The 23447-nt window shown below is 40.0% G+C and carries 27 protein-coding genes and 1 tRNA gene; 12 read left to right on the top strand and 16 right to left on the bottom strand.

The window, feature by feature from the left end; all coding sequences use genetic code 11:
- The first annotated feature begins 124 nt into the window (after positions 1-124).
- Positions 125-1672 (top strand): streptosactin export ABC transporter GggC, encoded by a 1548-nt coding sequence (gggC, locus tag CYK16_RS06000; protein ID WP_101776774.1) that lies wholly within the window; start codon positions 125-127, stop codon positions 1670-1672.
- A 51-nt stretch (positions 1673-1723) separates the two neighbouring features.
- On the opposite strand, the gene CYK16_RS05995 is transcribed toward gggC, so the two are convergent.
- Together CYK16_RS05995 and CYK16_RS05990 are read right to left on the bottom strand one after the other, a co-directional pair.
- A complete protein-coding gene (locus CYK16_RS05995; RefSeq protein ID WP_001288949.1) occupies positions 1724-2419 on the bottom strand; it encodes an LrgB family protein in 696 nt (231 codons plus the stop codon).
- Positions 2416-2790: a CidA/LrgA family protein gene (locus CYK16_RS05990; protein WP_060805748.1), complete on the bottom strand. Its 375-nt coding sequence runs from the start codon at positions 2788-2790 to the stop codon at positions 2416-2418. Before CYK16_RS05990 ends, CYK16_RS05995 begins: the two co-directional genes overlap by 4 nt.
- A 283-nt stretch (positions 2791-3073) precedes the next feature.
- Here CYK16_RS05990 and CYK16_RS05985 point away from each other — a divergent pair, with 283 nt between their 5' ends.
- From CYK16_RS05985 to queF, 7 genes are all read left to right on the top strand, one after another.
- Positions 3074-3454, top strand: a complete 381-nt coding sequence (locus CYK16_RS05985) for a MarR family winged helix-turn-helix transcriptional regulator (RefSeq protein WP_060805749.1) — start codon at positions 3074-3076, stop codon at positions 3452-3454.
- Positions 3455-3554: 100 nt separating this feature from the next.
- Positions 3555-3776, top strand: coding sequence for a DUF4649 family protein (locus CYK16_RS05980; RefSeq protein ID WP_033687231.1), 222 nt, complete (start codon positions 3555-3557; stop codon positions 3774-3776).
- A 15-nt stretch (positions 3777-3791) separates the two neighbouring features.
- Positions 3792-4106 carry a thioredoxin gene (gene trxA, locus CYK16_RS05975; RefSeq protein WP_001029581.1) on the top strand — a complete coding sequence of 105 codons (315 nt, stop codon included), beginning with the start codon at positions 3792-3794 and terminating at the stop codon, positions 4104-4106.
- A gap of 201 nt (positions 4107-4307) precedes the next feature.
- Positions 4308-4961, top strand: coding sequence for a 7-cyano-7-deazaguanine synthase QueC (gene queC, locus CYK16_RS05970; protein ID WP_060805750.1), 654 nt, complete (start codon positions 4308-4310; stop codon positions 4959-4961).
- Entirely contained in the window at positions 4961-5401 is a 441-nt protein-coding gene (queD, locus tag CYK16_RS05965; protein ID WP_060805751.1) for a 6-carboxytetrahydropterin synthase QueD, read from the top strand. The genes queC and queD overlap by 1 nt, the downstream gene beginning before the upstream one ends.
- Complete coding sequence (queE, locus tag CYK16_RS10730; RefSeq protein WP_060805752.1) at positions 5398-6114, top strand: 7-carboxy-7-deazaguanine synthase QueE; 717 nt, start codon at positions 5398-5400, stop codon at positions 6112-6114. Before queD ends, queE begins: the two co-directional genes overlap by 4 nt.
- An 18-nt stretch (positions 6115-6132) precedes the next feature.
- Positions 6133-6624: a preQ(1) synthase gene (gene queF, locus CYK16_RS10725; RefSeq protein WP_000082587.1), complete on the top strand. Its 492-nt coding sequence runs from the start codon at positions 6133-6135 to the stop codon at positions 6622-6624.
- A gap of 57 nt (positions 6625-6681) precedes the next feature.
- Here queF and CYK16_RS05955 read toward each other — a convergent pair whose 3' ends face one another.
- Positions 6682-7350 (bottom strand): MIP/aquaporin family protein, encoded by a 669-nt coding sequence (locus tag CYK16_RS05955; protein WP_060805753.1) that lies wholly within the window; start codon positions 7348-7350, stop codon positions 6682-6684.
- Positions 7351-7606: 256 nt separating this feature from the next.
- Here CYK16_RS05955 and CYK16_RS05950 point away from each other — a divergent pair, with 256 nt between their 5' ends.
- Complete coding sequence (locus CYK16_RS05950) at positions 7607-8371, top strand: (S)-acetoin forming diacetyl reductase (protein WP_060805754.1); 765 nt, start codon at positions 7607-7609, stop codon at positions 8369-8371.
- Positions 8372-8478: 107 nt separating this feature from the next.
- Here the strand turns inward: CYK16_RS05950 and CYK16_RS05945 are convergent, their stop codons facing one another.
- Both CYK16_RS05945 and CYK16_RS05940 read right to left on the bottom strand, forming a co-directional pair.
- Positions 8479-9270 (bottom strand): DUF2785 domain-containing protein, encoded by a 792-nt coding sequence (locus CYK16_RS05945; RefSeq protein ID WP_060805755.1) that lies wholly within the window; start codon positions 9268-9270, stop codon positions 8479-8481.
- 11 nt (positions 9271-9281) lie between these two features.
- Positions 9282-9614, bottom strand: coding sequence for a winged helix-turn-helix transcriptional regulator (locus CYK16_RS05940; RefSeq protein ID WP_000182730.1), 333 nt, complete (start codon positions 9612-9614; stop codon positions 9282-9284).
- A 150-nt stretch (positions 9615-9764) separates the two neighbouring features.
- Here CYK16_RS05940 and CYK16_RS05935 point away from each other — a divergent pair, with 150 nt between their 5' ends.
- Complete coding sequence (locus CYK16_RS05935) at positions 9765-10154, top strand: nuclear transport factor 2 family protein (protein WP_060805756.1); 390 nt, start codon at positions 9765-9767, stop codon at positions 10152-10154.
- 169 nt (positions 10155-10323) lie between these two features.
- Here CYK16_RS05935 and pepF read toward each other — a convergent pair whose 3' ends face one another.
- From pepF to CYK16_RS05905, 6 genes are all read right to left on the bottom strand, one after another.
- A complete protein-coding gene (pepF, locus tag CYK16_RS05930; RefSeq protein WP_060805757.1) occupies positions 10324-12120 on the bottom strand; it encodes an oligoendopeptidase F in 1797 nt (598 codons plus the stop codon).
- A gap of 10 nt (positions 12121-12130) precedes the next feature.
- Positions 12131-12874 (bottom strand): 16S rRNA (uracil(1498)-N(3))-methyltransferase, encoded by a 744-nt coding sequence (locus CYK16_RS05925; protein WP_060805758.1) that lies wholly within the window; start codon positions 12872-12874, stop codon positions 12131-12133.
- Between the two features lies 1 nt (position 12875).
- Positions 12876-13826 carry a 50S ribosomal protein L11 methyltransferase gene (gene prmA / locus CYK16_RS05920; RefSeq protein WP_101776819.1) on the bottom strand — a complete coding sequence of 317 codons (951 nt, stop codon included), beginning with the start codon at positions 13824-13826 and terminating at the stop codon, positions 12876-12878.
- A 136-nt stretch (positions 13827-13962) separates the two neighbouring features.
- A complete protein-coding gene (locus CYK16_RS05915; RefSeq protein WP_060805760.1) occupies positions 13963-14391 on the bottom strand; it encodes an NUDIX hydrolase in 429 nt (142 codons plus the stop codon).
- A 1-nt stretch (position 14392) separates the two neighbouring features.
- Positions 14393-15460, bottom strand: a complete 1068-nt coding sequence (locus tag CYK16_RS05910; RefSeq protein WP_060805761.1) for a site-2 protease family protein — start codon at positions 15458-15460, stop codon at positions 14393-14395.
- A gap of 18 nt (positions 15461-15478) precedes the next feature.
- Positions 15479-15949 (bottom strand): DUF3013 family protein, encoded by a 471-nt coding sequence (locus tag CYK16_RS05905; protein WP_060805762.1) that lies wholly within the window; start codon positions 15947-15949, stop codon positions 15479-15481.
- A gap of 115 nt (positions 15950-16064) precedes the next feature.
- On the opposite strand from CYK16_RS05905, the gene CYK16_RS05900 reads away from it, so the two are divergent.
- Positions 16065-17336: a replication-associated recombination protein A gene (locus CYK16_RS05900; protein WP_001113232.1), complete on the top strand. Its 1272-nt coding sequence runs from the start codon at positions 16065-16067 to the stop codon at positions 17334-17336.
- Between the two features lie 264 nt (positions 17337-17600).
- Positions 17601-17673: transfer RNA gene (locus CYK16_RS05895), tRNA-Lys, on the top strand.
- 70 nt (positions 17674-17743) lie between these two features.
- On the opposite strand, the gene CYK16_RS05890 is transcribed toward CYK16_RS05895, so the two are convergent.
- The 5 genes from CYK16_RS05890 to CYK16_RS05870 form a co-directional block, all read right to left on the bottom strand.
- Positions 17744-18886: a tyrosine-type recombinase/integrase gene (locus CYK16_RS05890; protein ID WP_060805763.1), complete on the bottom strand. Its 1143-nt coding sequence runs from the start codon at positions 18884-18886 to the stop codon at positions 17744-17746.
- A 51-nt stretch (positions 18887-18937) separates the two neighbouring features.
- Complete coding sequence (locus tag CYK16_RS05885) at positions 18938-19276, bottom strand: DUF771 domain-containing protein (protein WP_060805764.1); 339 nt, start codon at positions 19274-19276, stop codon at positions 18938-18940.
- Between the two features lie 218 nt (positions 19277-19494).
- Complete coding sequence (locus tag CYK16_RS05880) at positions 19495-20277, bottom strand: LPXTG cell wall anchor domain-containing protein (RefSeq protein ID WP_060805765.1); 783 nt, start codon at positions 20275-20277, stop codon at positions 19495-19497.
- Positions 20278-20297: 20 nt separating this feature from the next.
- Positions 20298-21398, bottom strand: coding sequence for a phage tail tip lysozyme (locus CYK16_RS05875; protein WP_060805766.1), 1101 nt, complete (start codon positions 21396-21398; stop codon positions 20298-20300).
- Positions 21398-23446, bottom strand: coding sequence for a hypothetical protein (locus tag CYK16_RS05870; protein ID WP_060805767.1), 2049 nt, complete (start codon positions 23444-23446; stop codon positions 21398-21400). Before CYK16_RS05870 ends, CYK16_RS05875 begins: the two co-directional genes overlap by 1 nt.
- Position 23447: the final 1 nt, after the last annotated feature.

Genomic DNA, 23447 nt, shown 5'->3' with positions numbered 1-23447 from the left:
GGAAATCACTCGCTAGGCTTTTTTCGTTCTCAGGACTTACATTTTTATATGAAGTATTTAATAAAAAGGAGTATAATGACTTTAAAACTAATTACATGTATATTGATAAGGAGGTCAACTCTTTATGCTGAAAAGATTTGTTACCAAGAAGCACTTCGTACTTTACTTCTTTTCTATTGCCATTACTTGGCTGGAAGCAATTATCACGCCAGCCCTTGTTCAAAATATTGTTGCTAGTTTTACCAATCAAGAACTAGGCCTTCTTTGGAAAGTTTTGATTTTAGGAATCCTTGGTAATCTCATCCTCTTACTAGGTTTGGCTGGGAAACGCTATTACTACGCCCGTTTGATTACTGATTTCAAATATGGAATCAAGAGTGCTATTTTCAAGCGATTTTTAAACAGTTATGAGATTGATGAAAAGGATATTTTATCTGACCTAGAAAACGACGTCAAGCAACTAGAAGAAAGCTATATTGAGCCAACCGTCATCATCATTTCTTCTCTTGGCTTCACCACTGTGTCCATTCTCTATGCCCTATGGACCAATTTTTACCTGGGCTTGATTTTCATCCTCTTCTACTCCTTTCCTGTACTCTGCAGTGCTATCGGATCAAAGCGTTTGGATTCACTTTCTGAAAAGCGGTCCACTGTTAACCAGAGCTACTTAGCAAGCTTGACAAATTTTATTGGTGGTAGCCAACAAATTCGCCATTATCAGGGGCAAGATTTCTTTTTTACTCGCTATCAAAAGCAATTACAAACCAGTTTAGATACCGAAATTAACTATGAAAAGCAACGAACTTTAAACAGTCTCTTGATCAATAGCATCGATGCCTTTTGTTCTGTCACACCAATCGTCATCGGTGGCTTTATGACCTACTATAATTATTTAGATGCAGCGAGTTTTGTGGCCATCTATCTAGTTTCCCATAGCATCGGCTATCAATTCCAAGAGTTGGCTTACTTTACCAACACCCGAAAAGCGAATCGAACTCTTCTCAACAAATACCAAAAACTTTTGGACCAGTCTAACTTCATCTCGCCTAGAAGCATAGAAAATATTTTCCCTATCCAGCTTAACACCATCTCCCTAGAAAAAGATGGAAACAGCCTCCTGTCTCCGATTTCCATGCACATCAAGCAAGGAGAAAAAATTGCCATTATCGGGGAAAGTGGCTCTGGTAAAACAACCCTGCTCAGTATCATTCATGGAGAAGAGACACCGACAAGTGGACAGATTAGCTTTGCTGGTCAAAACCTGTCACGTCAAGAAATCACAAGCTTTAGTTCCTATATCCTCCAAGATAGCCATTACTTTGACACGCTATCTCTGGACGACAATATCCTTCTAGGACTGGATAAAAATAAAGAGACTTTAAATCATATCCTCAAAAAAACAGGATTAGAACATTTGAAAAATCGAACGCTCAGTAATGATAGTCTATCTGGTGGAGAGAAGCAACGCCTAGAAATCGCTCGCGCCCTCTACCATGATAGCCAACTCATCTTAGCAGATGAAATTAAGGCCAATCTTGACTTGGAAAATAGCAGAAAGATTAGTGACTTACTCTTCTCCCTACCTCAAACAGTCATTGAAGTCATTCACCACTACACAGAGGAAGACTTAAAACACTACGACCAAGTCATTCACTTAAGCAAAGAAAAGTAATAGTCTATAACATACGATTTTAAAAAGCAAGGAACCAAAATTCCTTGCTTTTTAACTCAATATCAAACTGGCTACGATAGGGCTGACAAAGACATAGAGAATACCGGTGACACCGATAGCCAAACCACCCATGGCTCCTGCTACGGAGCCGTATCGGAAGGCTGTGCCTGTTCCGACTGCGTGGCCTGTTCCTCCAAGGGAAAGACCAACAGCTACTGGGTCGTCAATTTTCAACCATTTCAAAAGGGTTGGTCCGATGACACTGGTTAAAATCCCAGTTGCCACTACAACCACCAAGGTCACGGTCGTCAAACCTTGCAATTTTTCTGTGATTCCCACTGCCATGGCAGTTGTTACTGACTTGGGAAAGAGAGAAATGGCTAGGAAAAAGTCCATCCCAAAGATTTTGGCTACAAGGGCCGTGAAAGATGTATTGACAACTACTGCTAACAGACTACCTAAGAGAATACTCCGAGCATGGTGCTTCATCAGATGAAAACTCTTGTAAAGCGGAATACCTAGAGCCACCGTCGATGGAACAATCAAGTTGTTCAGATAAACCCCACCTTGGTAGTAATCTTGGTAAGAAATTCCCGTCAGCTTTAGAAAAATGATAATGAAAACAGCTGACAAAAGCAAGGGCGTTGTCAATGGATGGGGAAAACGTCTGTAAATCAGCATTCCTACTAGATAGGCTAATATAGATAGGGCAAGCCCAAACAGGGGATTGGAAACAAATTCACTCATTTGGCATCTCCTTTCTCATAATCTCCCTCAAACCGTCTCTTGATAAACTGAACTACCAAGGCAATAATGATAATATTGATAACAGCTGCAAAAAAGACAATCAAAACAATGGGCAAGAGATAAGGAGCAATCACATCAAACTTCTCCATGATTCCCACTGCTGGTGGCAAAAAGAGAATGGTCATATTGGCCAGCAAGAAATTCCCCACCATATTGACATGCCTAGTTCTCAGCCACTTGAATTGTAGGGCTAGAAAGAGAATAATCAAACCGATAATACTGCCGGGTATGGGCAAATGAAAGAAACTAGAGATCCCCTCTCCGATTAGAGAAATCACAAAGAGAATCATTAATTGAACATATAATTTCATCCTAAACTCCACGAAATAGACTTCTTGCTTACCAGTTTACTCTTTTTTCAGAAAATTTCAAGGAAATGCACAAGAGTCATTAAAAATTAGAGAGGAAAGGGGATACAAACAATTCTTGACTTGTGAAAACAGGCATGATTTAGGATAAAGGATGCCTGCGTCTTTCTTGCCAGCTCTTTTGAAAAGTAGTATAATTATTGCATGCGCAATCATCTTGTGATACAGAGACTGTCCGCGAATGGACATTCTTCTATGCTATAACTCTAAAAAGAAAGGAGATACTATGACCTATTTGGAAAAATGGTTTGACTTCAATCGTCGTCAGAAAGAAATTGAAAGTCTCTTGGAAGAGACTATTGCCCAGCAGAGCGAGCAAAGTCTGACCTTGAAAGAGTTTTACCTGCTCTACTATCTGGACTTGGCTCAAGAAAAATCTCTACGCCAGATTGACCTGCCAGATAAGCTTCATCTGAGCCCGAGCGCTGTTTCTCGGATGGTGGCTCGCTTGGAAGCCAAAAATTGCGGTCTGCTTAGTCGCAGGTGTTGTGATCAAGATAGACGCTCTAGTTTTATCTGCCTGACAGGTGATGGGCAAAAGACACTGGCCACTCTACAAAGGGCTGTCGAATCAAGCTTGGAAACTGGTTTGAATTTCTTGATTTAAGATGACTTTAGAAAAAAAGTTGCGTGCGCAATCATTTTTCTTGACATTCTTTTTTATAAGGAGTAAAATAAAGTCATCATTAAACAAAGGAGTTTTAAACATGATTGAAATTACCTATCTAGATGCCAGCAAGAACGAAAGAACTGTAACCTTCGATTCTTATGAAGACTTTGATCGTTCACAACAAGCTTGCCTTATCGGCGTCGCAGACTACTACCCTGTCCAAAAATTAACTTACAACGGTCATGATTTGGACTACCATGGGACTTATGGAGATGTCTTCTTCTATCTCATGAAACAAGATTTAAGCCAATATAACTAAAAAAGGAGAAATACAATGGCAAAAGCAATTACAGATGCAACATTCGAACAAGAAACAAAAGACGGTTTGGTATTGGTAGACTTCTGGGCAACTTGGTGTGGTCCATGTCGTATGCAAGGTCCAATCTTGGATAAATTGTCTGAAGAACTTTCAGAAGATGTCTTGAAAATCGTTAAAATGGACGTGGATGAAAATCCAAACACAGCTCGTGCCTTTGGAATCATGTCTATCCCAACTCTTCTCTTCAAAAAAGACGGCCAAGTGGTGAAACAAGTTGCTGGTGTTCACACAGCAGAACAAATCAAGGCCATCGTTGCTGAATTGAGCTAATCACACGAGAGACCAAGTACTTTCTTTGGTCTCTTTTTTCTTGCCCTTTGCCATTTTTCAAAAAATATGCTAGACTGTAGATAGAATATTACGATGTTTGGGACACGCCATCGCTAAAAAAAACCTTGACTTGGTATTTTTTAGCTCCCTCAAGGGAGCTTTTTGCGTGCTCTAAACATTTCCCATTTTGGAAGGAGTACTATGAAACGTCAATCAGCCTTGGTCGTCTTTAGTGGCGGTCAAGATTCTACAACCTGCCTCTTTTGGGCTAAAGAACACTATGAAACGGTCGAAGCCGTTACCTTTGCCTACGGTCAACGCCATCATCTCGAAATTCAAGTCGCTAGAGAAATCGCTAAAGAACAGGGGATTCGTCATCATATCCTAGATATGTCTCTGCTGGGGCAAATCACTGAAAATGCCCTGACCTCTGATCTGGAAATTGAGCAAAAAGAGGGAGAGGTGCCTAATACCTTTGTTGACGGTCGCAACCACCTCTTTCTATCCTTTGCGGCAGTTCTTGCTAAGCAACGAGGCATTAAAGATATCGTGACAGGTGTCTGCGAGACAGACTTCTCAGGCTACCCTGACTGCCGGGATGCCTTTGTCAAATCTCTTAATGTTACCCTCAACCTTGCCATGGATTACGACTTCGTTATCCAAACACCTCTCATGTGGCTAGACAAGGCTGAAACTTGGGAATTAGCCGACCAACTCGGTGCCTTTGACTATGTTCGTGAAAAGACCTTGACCTGCTACAACGGGATTATTGGAAGTGGCTGTGGAGATTGCCCAGCCTGCCACCTACGTCAACATGGTCTAGATGTTTATCTCTCACAGAAAGGAGAGGACTAATGTTTTTTGCACCCAAAGAAATCAAACAGGAAACCGGGGAGTCTCTTGTCTACAATCCTCACAGAACCTTGGTATCAAAAGAATTTACCTTTGATGCTGCCCACCACCTCTTTCACTATGAGGGAAAATGCAAATCCCTGCACGGCCACACCTATCATCTGCAGATTGCTGTCAGTGGATTTTTAGATGAACGTGGCATGACCTACGATTTCGGAGATATCAAAGCCATCTACAAGAACTACTTAGAACCCCATTTGGATCATCGCTATCTCAATGAGACTCTGCCTTATATGAACACGACTGCTGAAAATATGGTTTACTGGATTTTCCAAACCATGAACCAAGAATTGCCAGACGAACGTGGTATCCGTTTAGAATACGTTCGCCTCTATGAGACTCCGACTGCCTTTGCGGAGTTTAGACGGGAGTGGATTAGATGACTAGGGAACGTGTCCTCAAACTACCAGTTCTAGAAATTTTTGGCCCAACCTTTCAAGGTGAAGGCCGTGCTATCGGGCAGAAAACCATGTTTGTCCGCACTGCTGGTTGCGACTACCACTGCGACTGGTGCGATTCTGCCTTTACTTGGGATGGCTCTGAAAAACCAACTCGCATGACAGCTGACGAGGTCATTGCTGCCTTGGATAAATTGGGGAGCTACGACTATGTAACCCTATCTGGGGGAAATCCTGCTATCCTAGCAACCAACATGGCTGAACTCGTCACTAAACTCAAGGAACGTGGTGTCACTCTGGCTGTTGAGACCCAAGGCTCCCGCTGGCAAAATTGGTTAAAAGACATCGACCAGGTCACTCTGAGTCCCAAACCTCCTTCATCCAAGATGGAAGTCAACTTTGAGACCCTGGACTTTATCGTTTCCCAACTGGATCCAGATAAGGTCACCTTTAAAATCCCTGTCTTTGACGATGCAGATTTAGCCTTTGCTAAAGGAATACAAGAACGCTACCAACCAGATGTCCTCTTCTTATCGGCTGGAAATCCTGAGCCCAAGGCTACGGGTAATATTGTCCAAGACCAACTGGACCGTCTCAAAGAACTCTGGGAACGCATCGCTGCCGACGATAGCTGGGGCAATGTCCGCGTCCTTCCTCAACTGCACACCCTCCTCTACGATAACCAACGTGGTGTTTAAAATTAGAAAGAAAAAATCATGTCACAACAAGAAGAAATGAAAAACCTCAGCCTACTAGGCAACAAAGAAACCAACTACATTTTCGAGTATCAACCAGAAGTCCTGGAATCCTTTGACAATCGTCATGTGGAAAATGACTATTTCATCAAATTTAACTGTCCTGAATTTACCTCACTTTGCCCAATCACTGCTCAGCCAGACTTTGCGACTATTTATATTTCCTACATTCCTGACAAGCTCTGTGTTGAGTCAAAATCCCTCAAACTCTACCTCTTTAGCTACCGAAACCATGGAGATTTCCACGAAAACTGTATCAACACCATCGGGAAAGACTTGGTCAACTTGCTAGACCCTCGCTATTTGGAGGTTTGGGGAAAATTCACTCCGCGCGGTGGCATTTCAATCGACCCCTACTACAACTACGGTAAGCCAGGAACTAAGTATGAAGGCTTGGCAGAACAACGCCTATTCCAACACGACCTTTATCCAGAGAAAATTGACAACCGCTAAACTCATACGAAAAAGCCCTGTTCCTCGAGATGAGGAGCAAGGCTTTTTGAGTTTCAATTATTCTTCTGTTCCAAGGAAGTTTTTCGCAACAAGAGCTGCAAGAACTCCACCAACGATTGGCGCAAGGATGAAAATCCAAACTTGTTGAAGGGCTGCGCCACCTACCAAAACAGCTGGTGCCAAGCTACGAGCTGGGTTTACTGAAAGTCCAGTAATGTTCAATCCAACAAGAATCATAGCCATCAAGGACAAACCGATTACCAAACCAGCAATCGCGCCATTTCCCTTGCTTTCTGAAGTCACAGTCATGATAACCAAAACAAACAAGAAAGTTGCGATGACTTCAAACAAGAAACCACCAAAGACAGTGACACCGTTTGCCAAGGCATTTTCACCAAGACTAGCAGTTGACATGCCTGAGTTAGACAAGAGGAAGAATACCGCAGCTGACGCAAGGAAAGCTCCAACTACTTGCCCAAGGATGTAGTTGACAAGTTCTTTTGATGACAAACGTTTGTTTACAAACATAGCAATCGAAACAGCTGGGTTCAAGTGAGCACCTGAAATAGTTCCGATTGAGTAAGCTGCAACTACGATTGCCAGACCAAAGGCAAAGGCAATTCCAAGGTGACCAAGGCCATCAAGACCATTTCCAAAAACAACAGCTCCTGTTCCGACGAACACAAGCATGAAAGTACCGATTAACTCAGCAACAAATTTTTTCATTTTCTTTCTCCTTTTTTCAAACACTAGGTACTAGTCTATCAAAAGAGGGAAAGGGTTTCAAGAAAATTGATTGGAAATTTCAGGTTAGAATTCTGTAAAAACGGTAGTGATTATTTGAAACATTTTTTTCAAAGGTGTATACTAATAGCGTAGTTTTGATAGGGTTTACAAAACCCATTATCGAAGCTTATTTGTAAACCTTTGCTGTTCTTTTATGAACGTTTGAATGGTATCGTGGATACCAAGGAGGAATCATATGTCTAAAGTTGCTATTGTCACAGGTGCAGGTCAAGGAATCGGTTTTGCAATCGCAAAACGATTGGTTCAAGATGGCTTTAAGGTAGGAGTCTTAGACTACAATCCCGAAACAGCTGAAAAAGCTGTTGCCGAATTATCAGCTGAAAATGCCTTTGCTGTCGTGGCTGATGTTTCGAAACAGGTCGAAGTTGCACAAGCATTTCAAAAGGTTGTTGACCATTTTGGTGATTTAAATGTTGTCGTAAATAACGCTGGTGTTGCTCCAACTACTCCTCTTGATACAATTACTGAGGAACAATTTACACGCACTTTCGGTATCAACGTTGGTGGTGTCATTTGGGGTTCACAAGCTGCACAAGCGCAATTTAAAGCACTTGGCCACGGAGGTAAAATTATCAACGCAACCTCTCAAGCTGGTGTAGTCGGTAACCCAAATCTAACTGTTTACGGTGGAACCAAATTTGCTGTTCGTGGAATTACGCAAACATTAGCACGTGATTTAGCAGACTCAGGCATCACTGTTAACGCCTACGCACCAGGTATTGTGAAAACACCAATGATGTACGATATCGCTCATGAAGTTGGTAAAAATGCAGGAAAAGATGACGAGTGGGGTATGCAGACATTCGCAAAAGACATTACCCTAAAACGCCTATCTGAACCAGAAGATGTGGCTGCTGCTGTCAGCTTCCTCGCAGGACCAGATTCAAACTACATTACAGGACAAACCATTATCGTTGATGGTGGTATGCAATTTCATTAAGATACAGGAAAAGAGGTTGGAAAATGATTCAACCTCTTTTATTAGTTTTCATTATTAGTTAGGAGGATACAATAGAAACTCTATCAATAAGTAATACTAGTTAATCCCTAATATTGAAAAGACTGGATAGCGTCTTTCAAGTCATCTTGTAAACTATTTCTCTGGTCAAGTTGGACATAGACTTCCAACAGACAGGATCTGAAGTTGGAAAATTTATAAAAATCTTCCCTTTCTTCTATCGGAAAGTCAACAGTTTTTATCCAAGAAGTCACTTGCTCTTGCTCCAACTTCCCTTGTAAAATCGGTTCATAAAGTACTCTGGCTAAACGCCAATCTTCATCATCTGTAAACCGAATGGTAATTCTTTTAAATAATGGGCCAAGTATGTCAAAGACTTCATGAACTCTATTTTTAGGAAAGCCTGGATGACAAACTACCTCTGTCAGTAAATCGGCTCCGTGTGCAAAAGCGTGAACCCAACCATACTGACTTGAAAAACCTGTTGTATCCTTTTCTTTTGAAAGATAATACAAACCTTGATTTAAAAGGACATTACGAATTCCTGCATTTAATTCCTGATAAAAAATCGATTGCTGGTTGGCATCCGCAGACAAGAGATTTGCATAAATAAGCGCCCTAAAAGAACGTTCAAGGGTTGACAGTCCTACCTTATCAATCTCTTTATCTAACCCTCCATCAGATGAAATTCCTTCAGCAATGAAATAAAATTGTTCCTGTGTAAATAGTTCTTCCTGAATCCCTCTAGCAAAGCTTGTAAAAACAAGGTCATCACGAATTTCTGGAGAAGGATCTCCCAAATGATCAAGTAGCCACTGGATTTCTTCCTGATGATAACTTGGTTTTTCTTCTGCTATTTTTCTTAGTAACTCTTGATACATGGTCAATACCTCTACATTTCTAGCAACTTGATATAATCTAGACCCCATTTCTCGACAGCATCTAAAACAACTCTGAATTCCTGCCCCATTTCAGTTAAGCTGTACTCAACTCGTGGTGGAACTTCGGCATAGACCTTTCGTTGAACAATCTTATCCTTTTCTAATTGACGGAGATGACGGGTCAAAATAGTTTGAGTAATCCCAGGCAATAATCTCTGCAATTCTTTAAATCGTTTGGTACCCGTACTCAACTGATAAATGATTACCAGTGCCCATTTCCCCGTTAAAACCCTCTGCGTTGTCGCAAATGGACAAATACCATACTCACTCACTTTATTTGTCATAAAATATCTTCTTTCTATTTTTTTTAAAAAATTTATCTTTTAGTATCAATAAAAGTACTACTTTTGATACTAGCTATCAAAAAAGTGTCTACTTGTTTTTTTGTTTGTAACTGTTACAATTATATCATAAAAAAGAAATGGAGAATAGATATGTCAACAAACTTAGAAATTTTCAATGCTTATAACCAAGCTTTAATTGCTGGTGATTTTCCTGGTGTCTTTGAAACGATGGCAGACGATATTGTCTGGCATCAACCTGGTAATCATAGTATATCTGGTACAGTTGTTGGTAAGGACAAGCTAGGAACTCACCTAGCTACATTTGCTGAGAAAACTAATGGAACCTTTAAGGTAATAACAAATTGGGTTTCTGACAATAAGGATTTAATCGCAGCCAATGTTACTTTTCTTGGAACACGGGCTGATGGTACTGAACTCAATATGAACGGGATTGACCTCTTCCGCATTGAAGACGGAAAAATCAAAGAAGTTTGGCTCTTCTCTTCAGATCAAGCTGAAGAAGATAGCTTTTGGAGATAATTTAAGAGGCCAGGACAAAAAATTTTGATTTTAGGAATTCTTTATTATAAATTTTTTAAAGCAATAGATTAGATAAAAAAACGAACAAGACAGAATTCTGAGTGTCAGATAACTCGTTTTGTTCGCTTTTTATATTTAAGGTTAAACTTTTGTCCCAGACTCTTTTAATTTACTCTCCCAACTGGGCACTGTAGGCGATAATCTGGTCAACTGTGTCAGACAAGAACTGTATGGTATCACGGAGTGGTTTGTCTGTTGAAATATCTGCTCCGATAATCATAGCTGACTCAAGTGGTGTCCTGCTACCACCTGATTTAAGGAGATTGAGCCAGTCTTCAGCTCCATTCTCAGAGTTTTTAAGATGGAGGTAACCAGCTGTTGAGATAACTAGTCCTGCTGAATAAGTATAACTATACAAGCCCATATAGTAGTGAGCTTGGCGCATCCAAGTCAAAGCTGCATCATCGTCAATTTCAATGGCATCTCCCCAGAAATCCGTCAAAACTTCCCTCATAATGCTGTTGAGCTTGCTTGCTCCAAAGGTCTCCCCTTCTTCAATCAATGTATACACCTTACGCTGGAAGGCTGCTTCCAAGAGGTGGGTAATAAAGTTATGGAAGTAGGTGTCTGTCAAGCGGTGAGCAAGAGCGAAGCGTTTTTGACGAGGGTCGTCAGATTGGTGCTCCAAGTAATCACTGAGAAGCAATTCATTGAAAGTTGACGGCGCTTCGACATAGTAGGTCGACATGTGAGCATTGAAGTAACTCTGATGATTGTCTGAAAAGATGAATTGACCAGAATGCCCGATTTCATGAATCAAGGTATAAACGTCGCTCAAACGACCTGTCCAGCTCATGAGGACATAAGGGTGGACACGATATGGATCCGCCGCATAACCACCAGAATCCTTGCCACTATTAGCAGCAAAGTCCACCCATCGCTCTTCTTGATAGCGAGCAACTTCCTGACAATATTCTTGTCCCAAAGGTTCTACGGACTTCATGACCAAATCATAGGCGTCGTCAATAGTCACTTCAGGATTCTGGGCGCTATCCAAGTCCAATTTCCAGTCTGCAAAGGTCATCTTTTTAAGACCATTGACCTTGGCAACATGCTTGAGGTATCTCTGAGCAACGGGCGCAAAATCCTTCATGATGAGGTCAATCTGGCGATCAAACATGGCACGATCCACTTCCTGCTCAGCTAGAAGATAATCAAAAACTGATTCGTAGCCCTTCATATCTGCCAATAGTTTTTCAGACTTGACTTGGGCTAAATAAGCTGCGGCTGCCGTATTTTGGTGCTTACGAAGTCCTTCTGAGAAGGAACGGAAGGATTTCTCACGAACCTCAGCATCCTCATGGTTTTGGTAGAAATTCTCATAGGTCACAAAGCTGTTTTTGTAGGTCTTGCCATGGGCTTCAAAGTCAGCCATTTCAAAATCCCCAGCTCGCATCTTAGTATAAATGTCCTGTGGACTGTAGAAAACTTCACCTAGATTGGTCAAGGCCTTCTCCACATCAGCTCCTAGATAGTGGGCTTTTTTGATTTTGGCCTGACGAATGGTAGCTGTTAAATGTGGCAATTTACCCAAACAGTCCAAGACTTCCTCATCAGCTTCCACCAAGGCATCGTCAAAGAAGGTCAAGGCTACACTGGCATCTGTTTCAAATTTCATCCCAGCTTGGGCGATATTAGCAAATTCGTCATTGCTATAATCTGTCGTCTGAGGCATAAAACCATAATTACCAATGTGGCTCATCTGAATGTAGATTTGTTCCAATTCTGCAAAGGCCTTTTCAAAATCCTCAAAAGTATGAAGATTGCCCTTGTAATCACGGCTAAACTGGTTGATGTCTTCGCGAGCCTTCTCGATCGCACGTAAGAAATCCTCACGGTCTTGGTATAGGGCTGTTAAATCCCAAAGTTCCTTCTCTGGAAATTCTGAACGGTGTTTTTGTTCCATTTTCTTCCTCTTATCTCTCTAATTCTAATAAAACACTAAGGGCTGATAAAGCGTAAAGTGGTGCTGTTTCTGCTCGCAAAATGCGAGGGCCAAGTCCTGCTAAGACTGATCCCTTAGCTTCGAAACTCTCAATTTCTGCAGGTGAGAGACCGCCCTCTGGACCAAAGATAAAGAGCAATTTAGCTCCCTTCTCGAGTCCAGTAACTGCTTGTAAAAGCGCAGTGGCTTCACCTTCTTTGGCCGACTCTTCATAAGCCACTACGATGCGGTCAAACTGGTCAAGTTGGGCTAGAAAATCTGCTTTCTTCTCAAAAAGCTGAATACTTGGAACAACATTACGCTTGCTTTGTTCTGCTGCTCCAAGGGCAATTTTTTCTAGTTTTTCAACCTTTTTACCCAATTTCTTGCCATCCCACTTAGCAACGGACCAATCGGCAGGGAAGGCCCAGATTTGGCTGGCACCCAGTTCTGTTACTTTTTGAGTGATGAACTCCAGCTTGTCTCCCTTGGGAAAACCAGATGCAATGGTCACTTGGATTGGTAATTCCACATTGTCATCTAGTTCTTCTACCAATTCAAACTGACGGGCTTCCACATCCAGCACGCGCGCCAAGCGCTTGATGCCATCATCAAAGACCAAAGTAACCTCATCATCTTCTTTCAAGCGCATAACCTGAAACATATGCTTGCTGGTTTCCTTGCCCTCGATGGTGACAGGAGAGATAGCACTGCCCTTGACAAAATACTGCTGCATGCTAGCCTCCAATCACACTGGAAATATCCTTGGTTTTCTTAAAGACGCAGGCATTCCATTCCCCTTGAACCATGTGGGTTTCAAGGAAAAATCCAGCTGACTCAGCCGATTGGCGCACCATGTCCCACTTGTCCTTGATAATCCCACTCATGATAAGGTAGCCTTCGTCCTTAACCAAACGATAGGCATCGTCTGTCAGATGAACGAGGATATCCGCTAAAATATTAGCTACAATCACATCTGCCTCAATCTCAACACCCTTAAGCAAATCACCTGCAGCTACATGGATATTTTCCATGCCAGGGTTGAGCTCAATATTTTCCTGAGCCACACGAACTGCCACATCATCCAGGTCGTAGGCGAAAATTTCCTTAGCACCAAGCAGCGAGCTGGCAATAGAAAGGACACCTGATCCAGTACCCACATCTAGCACCGTTTCTCCACCACGAAGAACCTGCTCCAAGGCAAAAAGGCTCATCTTGGTAGTTGGGTGGGTTCCTGTTCCAAAGGCCATACCAGGATCCAGCTTGATAATCTTTTCCCCAGCAGTCGCCTCATAGTCTGTCCAAGACGGCACGATGGTCAAATCATGAGTGATACGAGCAGGTTCATAGTATTTCTTCCAGTTGTCTGCCCAGTCTTCCTCAGCCAAGGCAGTCGTACCCATTTTTACCTCCCCCAAGTCCATAAAATCAGTTAGTTCCGCGAGACGAGCCTGCAAATCTGCCTCAACCACTGCCACATCCACCGTTTCAGGGTAGTAGGCTGTCACTACGATTTCTTCTTGCTGCTCGACCTCTGGGAAAATCTCGCCGAAGCGGTCGACATTTCCCACATAGTCCATGCTGTCTTCAATCGCGACACCTTGGGCACCTAACTCAATCAAGAGATTGGAAACCAATTCCTCCCCATCACGCTTAACAGTTACTTTTAACTCTTGCCATGTTTCCATCATTAAGATACCAAGCCCGTAAAACACAAAGCCAAAATAGGAATTCTCTGAAGACGCTTGTGTCTAAGAGAAGTTTATCTTTTTGGCACAGTGTTTAGGGCGGGTTCAGCTTAGAAATATAACTGAACCATCCTTTCTAATCACTTACTTTTAAATAATCTTTCAATCTTTCTTGCAACTGAGGTACAACTTGACTGGAACTAAGAAATTCCTCAACATTCATGAGCTGATAACCCTGTCCTTCATCTCCAAATACGATACTGTCGAACTGATCCTGTGTCAACTTCCCAACTAGAAAAACAGATTGCTTATCCGCAAAAAGCATACTTGGGTAAACCTTACTCCAAAGCAGACAATCCTCAGTCAGATGAATTCCCAGTTCTTCATAAACTTCACGCGCCACGCACTCAAAAGGACTTTCATCCCCCTCTCGTCCACCACCGGGTAGTTCCCATATATTAGGCCAGGGAATGCTTGCCTTATCATCGCGTAAGATAGTCAGAAGCTTATCCCCACAAAACAAAGCAATCTTACAGCCTGTGAAATCAGAAATCTCTATTTCCATATTAGACTCCTTCAGTTAATTCCTTTTCCAGCTCGGCTAACCAGTTTTGGTAATAGATTTTCTCATCCCGTAACATCCGGCTGCTATTCATTTTCTGTCTAGCAATCTTCATAGCCTTGTGAGTTTGAACTACATCTTTCTTTACCTTAAATTGATACCAAGCTTGAATGACCTGCATATCTGCTGTTTTTAGAGATAAAAAGGATTTGACCCCTCGATTGCTTGCATATTCCTCTGCTTTCTCATAATCTCCTTCCAGCAAGGCAATTTGAAGAAGGTATAATTGGGAAAGAGTTTGAGACATCGGATTGTCTGTTTTCTCTAGCACAGACTGCAACTGTTGCTTTGCAAGTTCTATATTATCATCCAATATGAATACCAACCCCTGAAGAGTCTGAACACTTTCTGCAAAACTCCCTTTCGCATCCTCAGCAACAGGCATGATAAAGTCTTTTAAATCATATTCTTGAGGAGCTAGCAAGGTCTGGGCAGAATGCCTCAACATCAAGTAGGCGTATTTCGTATTTTCAGGGTGTTGTAGCAATTCCCAAATTTTTGCGCCATCGGTGATGCCGACTGGCAAAATGTTATTTAAGAAGAAAGACAAATTAAGAAAAATCCAAGTCCCTGCAAAATACCAGCTTCTTGTCAAAAATCCAAACACTATCGCCAATAATATCAAGCTGAGATGAACTATCAATCCTCCTGAAAGCATCAAGATGATTCGTTGATCGCTTTCATCCTCTTTTAAACCAATGTATTGAGCACCAACATTTTTCAGAATGGCTGTTCTACTAAGATGAAACCTGCCTGAATTTTTGGTCAAAATAAAATGTCCTAATCCACAAGCCACCAGCTGATAGCCTGTCAAGTAGCCACAAAAAGCATGTCCCAGCTCATGAAGAATAAAGATTAAATACATGCTTAGAAGAGCGAAGCCATAACCAAAAGTAAAGACTAAAACTGCGGAATACCCCAACTCTGCAAATGCGATTGTTCCACAAGCACAAGCCAGCATAATAAAGACAACAGCTAGCACATAAACCAAATAAGTCCCAATTTTCTTCATAACACCTCCAACCAACTCCTAGTATCTCGGATAAGGATAAAACTCTCCCTCTTCCAAGCCTACTTTTTCTTCTTCAAAAACTTCTTGGTTCCATTCCATGACGAATTCTTCTGCTTCTGGGTCTTCCAAAAAGTCCATGAGGGCATCTAGTCCAACCTCGGCAGTATCTTTAAGGAATAGCGCAAAATAAGCTAAAAATTCGCGAGAAAATCCTTTTTTAGGCAAGTAAGGAATGACAGTCAAATAGTCTTCCTCATTGACTGTTGATTTAGCAGGATTGTAAAAAAGCACTGCTTCTTCAAAGAGAATGTCATCTGACGAAACCTCTCCGTCTTCATCCACCATCTCCACGCCTGCAGCATTTTGCGCTTCTAACAAAAAACTCACTTCAACCGCGTGGTTGCGCTTGTCCCAACTAATCTCAAAGTCAAAGGGAAAATTCTTCTCCAACTCTTCCTCTAAAACATCTAAAAATCCATATGTTGCCATTTTGACCTCTTTCTATGCGACTCTTAAATCGCCCCGATTGCTCGGAAATATGCTAAAATAGATACTACCATCTTACCACATATACATCAGAAAATCCACGTTAGAAAGGACTGCTATGCCAGACAATCTCGCGCTTCGCATGCGCCCTAAAACCATCGATCAGGTCATTGGTCAGGAACATCTGGTCGGACAAGGAAAAATCATCCGCCGCATGGTGGAAGCCAATCGCCTCTCCTCCATGATTCTCTATGGACCTCCAGGAATCGGCAAGACCAGTATTGCCTCTGCCATCGCTGGAACAACAAAGTATGCCTTTCGAACTTTCAATGCGACAGTTGATAGTAAAAAACGGCTACAAGAAATTGCGGAAGAGGCGAAATTCTCTGGAGGATTAGTCCTGTTACTGGACGAGATTCATCGGCTTGATAAGACCAAGCAAGACTTCCTCTTGCCTCTCTTGGAAAGTGGTCTGGTCATCATGATTGGCGCTACGACTGAAAATCCTTTCTTCTCTGTCACTCCTGCCATTCGTAGCCGTGTTCAAATTTTTGAGTTGGAACCTCTGTCTAACCAAGACGTCAAAGAGGCCCTGCAGATAGCTCTAAGTAACCCTGAGCGTGGTTTTGATTTTCCAGTAGAACTAGATGAGGATGCGCTGGATTTCATTGCTACCTCTACAAACGGAGACCTTCGCTCTGCCTTCAACTCACTTGACTTGGCTGTTCTTTCTACTCCCGAAAATGACAAGGGCATCCGCCATATCACTCTAGACATCATGGAAAATAGCCTGCAGCGAAGCTACATCACTATGGATAAGGATGGAGATGGCCACTACGATGTCCTCTCAGCCCTGCAAAAGTCTATCCGTGGCTCAGATGTTGATGCCAGTCTTCACTATGCTGCCCGCTTGATTGAGGCTGGTGATTTGCCAAGTCTCGCTCGTCGTTTGACTGTTATCGCTTATGAAGATATCGGTTTGGCCAATCCTGAAGCCCAGATTCACACCGTGACTGCTCTGGATGCTGCCCAGAAGATTGGTTTCCCAGAAGCCCGTATTCTCATTGCCAATGTCGTGATTGATTTGGCCCTTTCTCCGAAATCCAACTCAGCTTATGTGGCTATGGATAAGGCACTTGCTGACCTCAAAACATCAGGGCACTTGCCTATTCCGCGACACCTGCGTGATGGGCACTACAGTGGAAGCAAGGAACTGGGGAATGCCCAAGACTATCTCTATCCACACAACTACCCTGGAAATTGGGTCAAGCAAGACTATCTACCAGAAAAAATTCGTAATCATCACTATTTCCAAGCAGAAGATACTGGTAAATATGAACGGGCTTTGGCTCAAAGAAAGGAAGCTATCGACCGTTTGCGAAAAATCTGAAATCCTTTTCAAAAAATTGCACTTTCCTCTTGATTTTTTTTGAAAAAGTGGTATTATATAAACATAGAAACGCTGTGGTGTACGACTTCACACTTAAGTGTTGACCGACTATTTTTTGTATTATTAGGGAAACAAAAGTCTTCTAACAGCATGTAGGCCGTCTCACACGGAAACAGCTTCAGTTAGAGCGAGTTGCCCACCTGCTTAATTGCGCGGGTTCAATACAAACCGTGAAGTTTCGGCACCAATACAGCTTTTTTCTTTGCCTCCTTAGCTCAGCTGGCAGAGCAGCGGACTCTTAATCCGTGGGTCACAGGTTCGATCCCTGTAGGGGGCATCTAAATCAACAGGAAAAAGCCTTGAATTCAAGGTTTTTTTTTGATTTGGTCAACTTTTGGTCAATAATTCTATTTTTTAACTAAACTCATTAAAACTGCACGAACTTTATTATTTTCAATATCAGCCTTTTCCTTTATAAGATGTCCATAAGTTTCAGTTATCTGTTTAATATCTCGATGACCCATTAACTTTGAAACAGCCCAAATATCAACACCCATTGCTAACATCGTTGAACAATACGTGTGTCTCAGACCTGTACTTGTCATGTTTTCAGGATAAATTTTTAAGGTTTTTAAAATTTGTTTTAAATGCTTATTAACTCCTGCATTTGTTACAACATCATGATTCAAATCAATAAAAATCATATTTTCATTATTTGTAATTATCCCATTTTCAATGAATACAGATTGTTCTTTTTTAATTTTTTTAAAAATTGTTAATGTATCTTCATCAATTGGAACTGTACGAACTGAATCTTCTGTTTTAGGATTTGTCCAACGTTTTTTTATAGTATCATATCTCCTATAAGTTTTGATTTCTGAACTTTCCCACAACACACAATCCCATGTAAGTCCTGCAACTTCTCCTGCACGCAACCCTGTTTTTAGTTGAATCAATAGTAAATACGGAACAATTGAAATAGTTAAATCAAGATTATTTTCTAAATATGTCACTATTTTTTGATAGTCATCAAAACTATGAATATATTTTTCATCTCTTCGTTTTTTGGGGAGACGTCCTGAAAGAATAGCTCCCTCAGTAAAATCTTCAATATTAAGCTTATCTCGTTTAGCAAACACAATCACATTTCTAATTTCCGAATTCAATCTTCTAACATTGTCTCTGCTATTGGTTTCAGCATACTTATTAAGAAAAGCTTGATATTCACTTGCTTTTATTTTAACTGCTGGTTTATCATTAAAATATGCTTGAATGAATTTACCACGCAATAAATGTTTGTTTAAAGTAGACTCTGCTTTTCCAATAGGTTTGACTGTTAATTCTAACCACTTCTCCCAAAGTGCATAGAGTGTAATATTTTTATCAATTATTGCACCATCAATCAATTTTAATTCAAGAGGGAGTGCTTCAATTTCTGCTTCTCTTTTTGTCTTAAATCCTGAATTTGAAGCAACCACCTTTTTATTTTTATCAAATATTCTATAATCCCATAAATTCTTTTTTCCACGTTTTCTAAATGAAACTGCCATGATTACCTCTTTTCTAAAGACGATAACCAAGATATTATCTTGATTATCGTATCATAAACTGAAGATTTCTGCAAAATTTTCTTCAAAAAATCGTTTCGTTTTGCTAGCTAAAAAGTAGTACCGTCCACCCTGACTTTCTGGATATTTCACAAATCCTTCTTTATTTTTCTCAACATCAATTTTTGAGCGAATATCCGACTTGTAGAGAACATTTTCTAACAGCCAAGGTCTAGAGACTGAAACCATCTCTAAAACCTCTGATAAGCTCATATATTGCCCTTCTGAAGCTTTCTTCTTTAAGTTAAGATATTCATCTTTTTCAACTATTATATGAGTTTCTGGAAGTTGTACTTCTAAATTATCTATTTTAATTAAAATTTTGTTAATCATATATTCTTCCACTTTCTATCTTGCCACATTTTCAATAAATTTACTTGAACCATTTTCAACCCCTAAACACTATAATTTCCGAACGATATCTTGATACCTGGTTGACTCTTTTTGACTTATATCCGAATTTTAAGTCATATCCTGGTTTCTTTATGTTTAGTTTTTTTCCATAAAACGACAAAAAACAGCAAGCCATTCCTGACTTGCCATTTTTATTTCTAGTTAAATTTTCGCTTTCCAATAATTGTCGCAATCAAACCAACAATACCCCAAATGGTTGTAAAAATTGTACTTGCTGTTCCAGTATTCGGAAGAACTTTTAACTGTCCTTCTTTATCTTTCAAAGCGATTGTACCGTCTTTCTGCTTCACAGCACCTACTTCATAAGGTTCTTTTTCAACATAATTTCCTTCGTCAGTTTCGATCACTACTTTTCCTTGATTCGTAGAAACCACTTTGTGACCAGTGTTTGTTTCAATCGGTTTCTCTTGAATTTCTTCCTTTGTTACATTCAAGGGTTTAGGTTCGTCAGATTCTTTCACTCCTACATTATCTTCTGCCTTCTTCTTATCTTCCTGAACTTGTGGTGATTCTACTTTTTCTGAATCAGCAGATGGCTTATCTTCTTTTGGTTGCTCACTTGGAGTTGTTGGCTCGACAACTACACCTGTATTATCATGTTCCTGATTCTTATAAGTGTCTTTTCCAAGATCAGCAGATGGCTTATCTTCTTTTGGTTGCTCACTTGGAGTTGTTGGCTCGACAACTACACCTGTATGCTCTCCAGTTTCTTCCTTATCAGACTCCTTACCAAGTTCTGTTGCAGAATGTTCTACGCTTGCTGATGGTTGTGTTTCTGTTGGCTGTTCTGAAACAACCAATCCAGAATTATCTCCATTAGAAGCTACACTTCCACCCAAAGTTAATTCATCAGCATATACTCCACTTGCAACTGTACTCAACACAGCTACAGACAACAATGTTACAAATTTCTTATTCATTTCTTTTTCCTCTTTTTTCTTTATTTTCCAATTACATAATAAAAATTTTTAGCTTCATCAGCACTAAATACACGATAGTCTGTTATCCCAGTTCCTTGTCCACTTTGAACAAAGTTACATTCTGAAATCAATATTGATCCATCATCTTTTACATCTTCGACAAAGGCTACATGACCATAAGTTGGGTGACCACCTGCCTGCCTTCCTTGGAAGCTAACAGCAGAATGCTTTGTAGGAGTATTAGAAACTTCATACCCTGACTTATGCGCCCAGTCTTGACCATTGCCCATGTATGGATCAAAATGAATCCCAAATTCTTTAGCACGGTTGAAAACATACCAAGTACATTCTCCATAAGGGTAAGATTGAGTGATATAGCCATCTTTGGTAATTTCCTTATCAATCGAATAACCACTAGGTATATCCATAGCAACAGCTCCAGGAGCAATATCTAAACTACCAGCTATTGCATTTCCACCCGACGAACCGTTTGATTCAATCGTACCCTTAAAGACTTCATACCACTTCTTACTATCCTTTTCCAGCTTCTCTAATTTTGTCTGACCGTCAGACAACAGAACACCTTCATAGTGTTCAGACCAATACTTAGCACTTTCAAAAGAATCAGTTGCTTTTTGCATATAGTCTTTGACTTTTTTATAGCCATGATTTAACTCATAACTCATTAACTCTAATTCTACCGTACTATCTAAAGTACGAGAACTAGCATTTCTCCATCTATCACCATTGATAGTATTATCCCAACCTGACCATTGAAAGTAACCAGCAACCCCACCTGATGGATTCGTTAGTTTAGGATCAAAGCCACTTTCTCTTTCAGCATTGGCAAGAGAACCACTAGCACCCTCTAAAGTAAATTTCTCCTTAGAAAGTTGCCAGTTTAGAATCTTAATGACATCTTCTGCTCTTTCAACAGAGATATTCGCTTTTTGAGCCACCTCTTGCGCTGTTAATCGTGTTCTTTTTCCAGTTGTAGAATCAGATGAGCCACCAGCAGAAACAACTCCGATAACACTTAAAATAATTAAGAGAATCACTAAAAACGTAGGTATAAGACTTGCGAAAAAGAATCCCAAGTGTTTCGCTGTTTTGTTCCCCATTAAATTTCAACCTTTTTCCTTTTTTTAGCTTTCAATTTTTTGGTTTGTTTACTTAAAATTGCTTTAGAAGTTATTTCTTCATTTTTAGGATTTTTTACAACTGTTTTTCTTCGTCCTACATCTTTTGGATTGACCGTTTTCGGAGTCTTTATCTTCTGCTTCACTGAGCCTTCCTTATTCTCTTTAAATGGCTTCTGACCTTTCTTCAACCGTTCTTCCTTTAGCCGTTGAATTGACTCACGAGAAGCATTTTTCTGACCAGCATATTTTTCAGCCTGACTATCTCTAAGTCTTTTTTTCTCTTTCAAGACTTTTCTATCAGCACTTCCCTCTTTAAAAGCATTGGCTCTCACTCCATAAAGTTTGGCTAGCGTTCTACTGCCTTTTTCTTTTAAAGCATTAACTGAACTATTTTTATGTTCCTTAATCGAATTCATTCGATTCTTAATCACATCACCTTTTTCAGCAACCTTATCTACTAACGGACTATTCTTACGTAAAGTTTTAAGATTTTCACTCAACTTATCTTTACCCATCTTCAATCCACCTTTAGCAAACTGTCCACCAACTTTGAGTCCGTTTCCACCTACTGTCAAACCAGTCTTACCTGTTTTTGACAATCTTTCTTTCAGTTTTTGAACAGACTGAGAATTGCTTATTTCTCGACCAATCTTACCAACAGGACTATTGGTTACTCTTGAAAATGCTGATAAAAGCGAATGTCTATACTTCCACATTAGAAACAATAATACACCTTTTAAAAAGACTGTAACTAGTAAATCACCACCTACAGCAGTAGAGATGAATTCAGTTAAAGTATTGTAAAAGAATGAAAATATACTAGTTGCTAAAAGCATAATTGATGATAAAGCAAGCATTGAAATTCCTTTTTTATTGAATCCAATCAATAAATGCTCCATCTTAGGAAACAGACTTAGAAGAAGGATAAATGGTAACAATACGATTAAAAAGATAAAAACGATTAAAAAGAAGAAGCGTGACAAACCTAACAATAAATAAATCGTTCCCATCACAATAATATCGACATCAGAAGCAAAGGCATACATAAATTTTAAGCCCCACTCATTTTTCAACATCTTGTTTTCAGGATCTTTATCTTTTGCAAGATCCTTAACTTTTTTATCGCCAACTAAATGATCTCCATCACCCTGCTTATAAGCAGCTAAATCTTCAAATTCTTTTTCAGAAAGAAGAAATGAACCATCTTCTTTTACAGGAGAGTTCATATACTTATATCCCTTCAACAAAGTTTCAGAAAAATATGTTTCTACTCCATTTTTGCTTTCACCAGTTAAAGTTTTTGTAATTTCCCCATTCAAAGTAATTGTTGTTGTTCTAAAGCTATCATAGACATGAGTTATCAAATACTTATTTTGACCATTGACATTAAGTTGAATGAAATAAACTCCAATACACGTATAAATCAATAACATTTTTATCAATGTTTTGAAGAAACTACCTTTTCCAGTCGCAAACAAATACAGTAAATAAACTGCCATACTTGCACCAACCAAATAAATAATTTCTCGACTAAACAAAGAAGAAAATACCTTACTAGAATTTCTTACCGTTTCATTCAATAATCCACTAACATCACTCATTCCTTCAACAGCAATATAAACTTGTGCAACTACATAGAAAACAAGTTTCCCAAGCCAAAAAACAGACTGAACTAGAGAATTAAAGAAATAATTGACATTGGAATCAAATCCAAAAAATTTTTTATCAAAGTAAACTTTACTTGTTAAATCAGACATCTTAGACTTATAATTCTCATAAGTTAGTTTGCTATTTGCTGCTTCCTTTTTCTTTTGATTCTCTTTTTCTTCTGCTTCTTTCTTAACCGTGTCTAATATTTTTTTAGCATTATCAGAAGGATCAATCAGTTTAGGCTTATTCGTGTTCCTATCAAATTCAATAATATCAAAGTTATTTTTTGGAAGAATATCTGTAACAGAATCAGCTTTTACAAAAACAGGAAGAAGAAAGAAAGAACAAATAAACACTAGTAAAATATTTTTTCTCATA

It is taken from the genome of Streptococcus oralis subsp. dentisani (genome assembly GCF_002860905.1).
In the GTDB taxonomy this organism is placed as follows: domain Bacteria; phylum Bacillota; class Bacilli; order Lactobacillales; family Streptococcaceae; genus Streptococcus; species Streptococcus oralis_BA.
Note: the sequence above shows the minus strand (reverse complement) of the source record. Positions and strands in the feature narration are given on the sequence as shown.

Coding starts and splice junctions, on each gene's coding strand:
- gggC (WP_101776774.1), top strand. CDS start 125: ATGCTGAAAAGATTTGTTACCAAGAAGCACTTCGTACTTTACTTCTTT.
- CYK16_RS05995 (WP_001288949.1), bottom strand. CDS start 2,419: ATGAGTGAATTTGTTTCCAATCCCCTGTTTGGGCTTGCCCTATCTATA.
- CYK16_RS05990 (WP_060805748.1), bottom strand. CDS start 2,790: ATGAAATTATATGTTCAATTAATGATTCTCTTTGTGATTTCTCTAATC.
- CYK16_RS05985 (WP_060805749.1), top strand. CDS start 3,074: ATGACCTATTTGGAAAAATGGTTTGACTTCAATCGTCGTCAGAAAGAA.
- CYK16_RS05980 (WP_033687231.1), top strand. CDS start 3,555: ATGATTGAAATTACCTATCTAGATGCCAGCAAGAACGAAAGAACTGTA.
- trxA (WP_001029581.1), top strand. CDS start 3,792: ATGGCAAAAGCAATTACAGATGCAACATTCGAACAAGAAACAAAAGAC.
- queC (WP_060805750.1), top strand. CDS start 4,308: ATGAAACGTCAATCAGCCTTGGTCGTCTTTAGTGGCGGTCAAGATTCT.
- queD (WP_060805751.1), top strand. CDS start 4,961: ATGTTTTTTGCACCCAAAGAAATCAAACAGGAAACCGGGGAGTCTCTT.
- queE (WP_060805752.1), top strand. CDS start 5,398: ATGACTAGGGAACGTGTCCTCAAACTACCAGTTCTAGAAATTTTTGGC.
- queF (WP_000082587.1), top strand. CDS start 6,133: ATGTCACAACAAGAAGAAATGAAAAACCTCAGCCTACTAGGCAACAAA.
- CYK16_RS05955 (WP_060805753.1), bottom strand. CDS start 7,350: ATGAAAAAATTTGTTGCTGAGTTAATCGGTACTTTCATGCTTGTGTTC.
- CYK16_RS05950 (WP_060805754.1), top strand. CDS start 7,607: ATGTCTAAAGTTGCTATTGTCACAGGTGCAGGTCAAGGAATCGGTTTT.
- CYK16_RS05945 (WP_060805755.1), bottom strand. CDS start 9,270: ATGTATCAAGAGTTACTAAGAAAAATAGCAGAAGAAAAACCAAGTTAT.
- CYK16_RS05940 (WP_000182730.1), bottom strand. CDS start 9,614: ATGACAAATAAAGTGAGTGAGTATGGTATTTGTCCATTTGCGACAACG.
- CYK16_RS05935 (WP_060805756.1), top strand. CDS start 9,765: ATGTCAACAAACTTAGAAATTTTCAATGCTTATAACCAAGCTTTAATT.
- pepF (WP_060805757.1), bottom strand. CDS start 12,120: ATGGAACAAAAACACCGTTCAGAATTTCCAGAGAAGGAACTTTGGGAT.
- CYK16_RS05925 (WP_060805758.1), bottom strand. CDS start 12,874: ATGCAGCAGTATTTTGTCAAGGGCAGTGCTATCTCTCCTGTCACCATC.
- prmA (WP_101776819.1), bottom strand. CDS start 13,826: ATGGAAACATGGCAAGAGTTAAAAGTAACTGTTAAGCGTGATGGGGAG.
- CYK16_RS05915 (WP_060805760.1), bottom strand. CDS start 14,391: ATGGAAATAGAGATTTCTGATTTCACAGGCTGTAAGATTGCTTTGTTT.
- CYK16_RS05910 (WP_060805761.1), bottom strand. CDS start 15,460: ATGAAGAAAATTGGGACTTATTTGGTTTATGTGCTAGCTGTTGTCTTT.
- CYK16_RS05905 (WP_060805762.1), bottom strand. CDS start 15,949: ATGGCAACATATGGATTTTTAGATGTTTTAGAGGAAGAGTTGGAGAAG.
- CYK16_RS05900 (WP_001113232.1), top strand. CDS start 16,065: ATGCCAGACAATCTCGCGCTTCGCATGCGCCCTAAAACCATCGATCAG.
- CYK16_RS05890 (WP_060805763.1), bottom strand. CDS start 18,886: ATGGCAGTTTCATTTAGAAAACGTGGAAAAAAGAATTTATGGGATTAT.
- CYK16_RS05885 (WP_060805764.1), bottom strand. CDS start 19,276: ATGATTAACAAAATTTTAATTAAAATAGATAATTTAGAAGTACAACTT.
- CYK16_RS05880 (WP_060805765.1), bottom strand. CDS start 20,277: ATGAATAAGAAATTTGTAACATTGTTGTCTGTAGCTGTGTTGAGTACA.
- CYK16_RS05875 (WP_060805766.1), bottom strand. CDS start 21,398: ATGGGGAACAAAACAGCGAAACACTTGGGATTCTTTTTCGCAAGTCTT.
- CYK16_RS05870 (WP_060805767.1), bottom strand. CDS start 23,446: ATGAGAAAAAATATTTTACTAGTGTTTATTTGTTCTTTCTTTCTTCTT.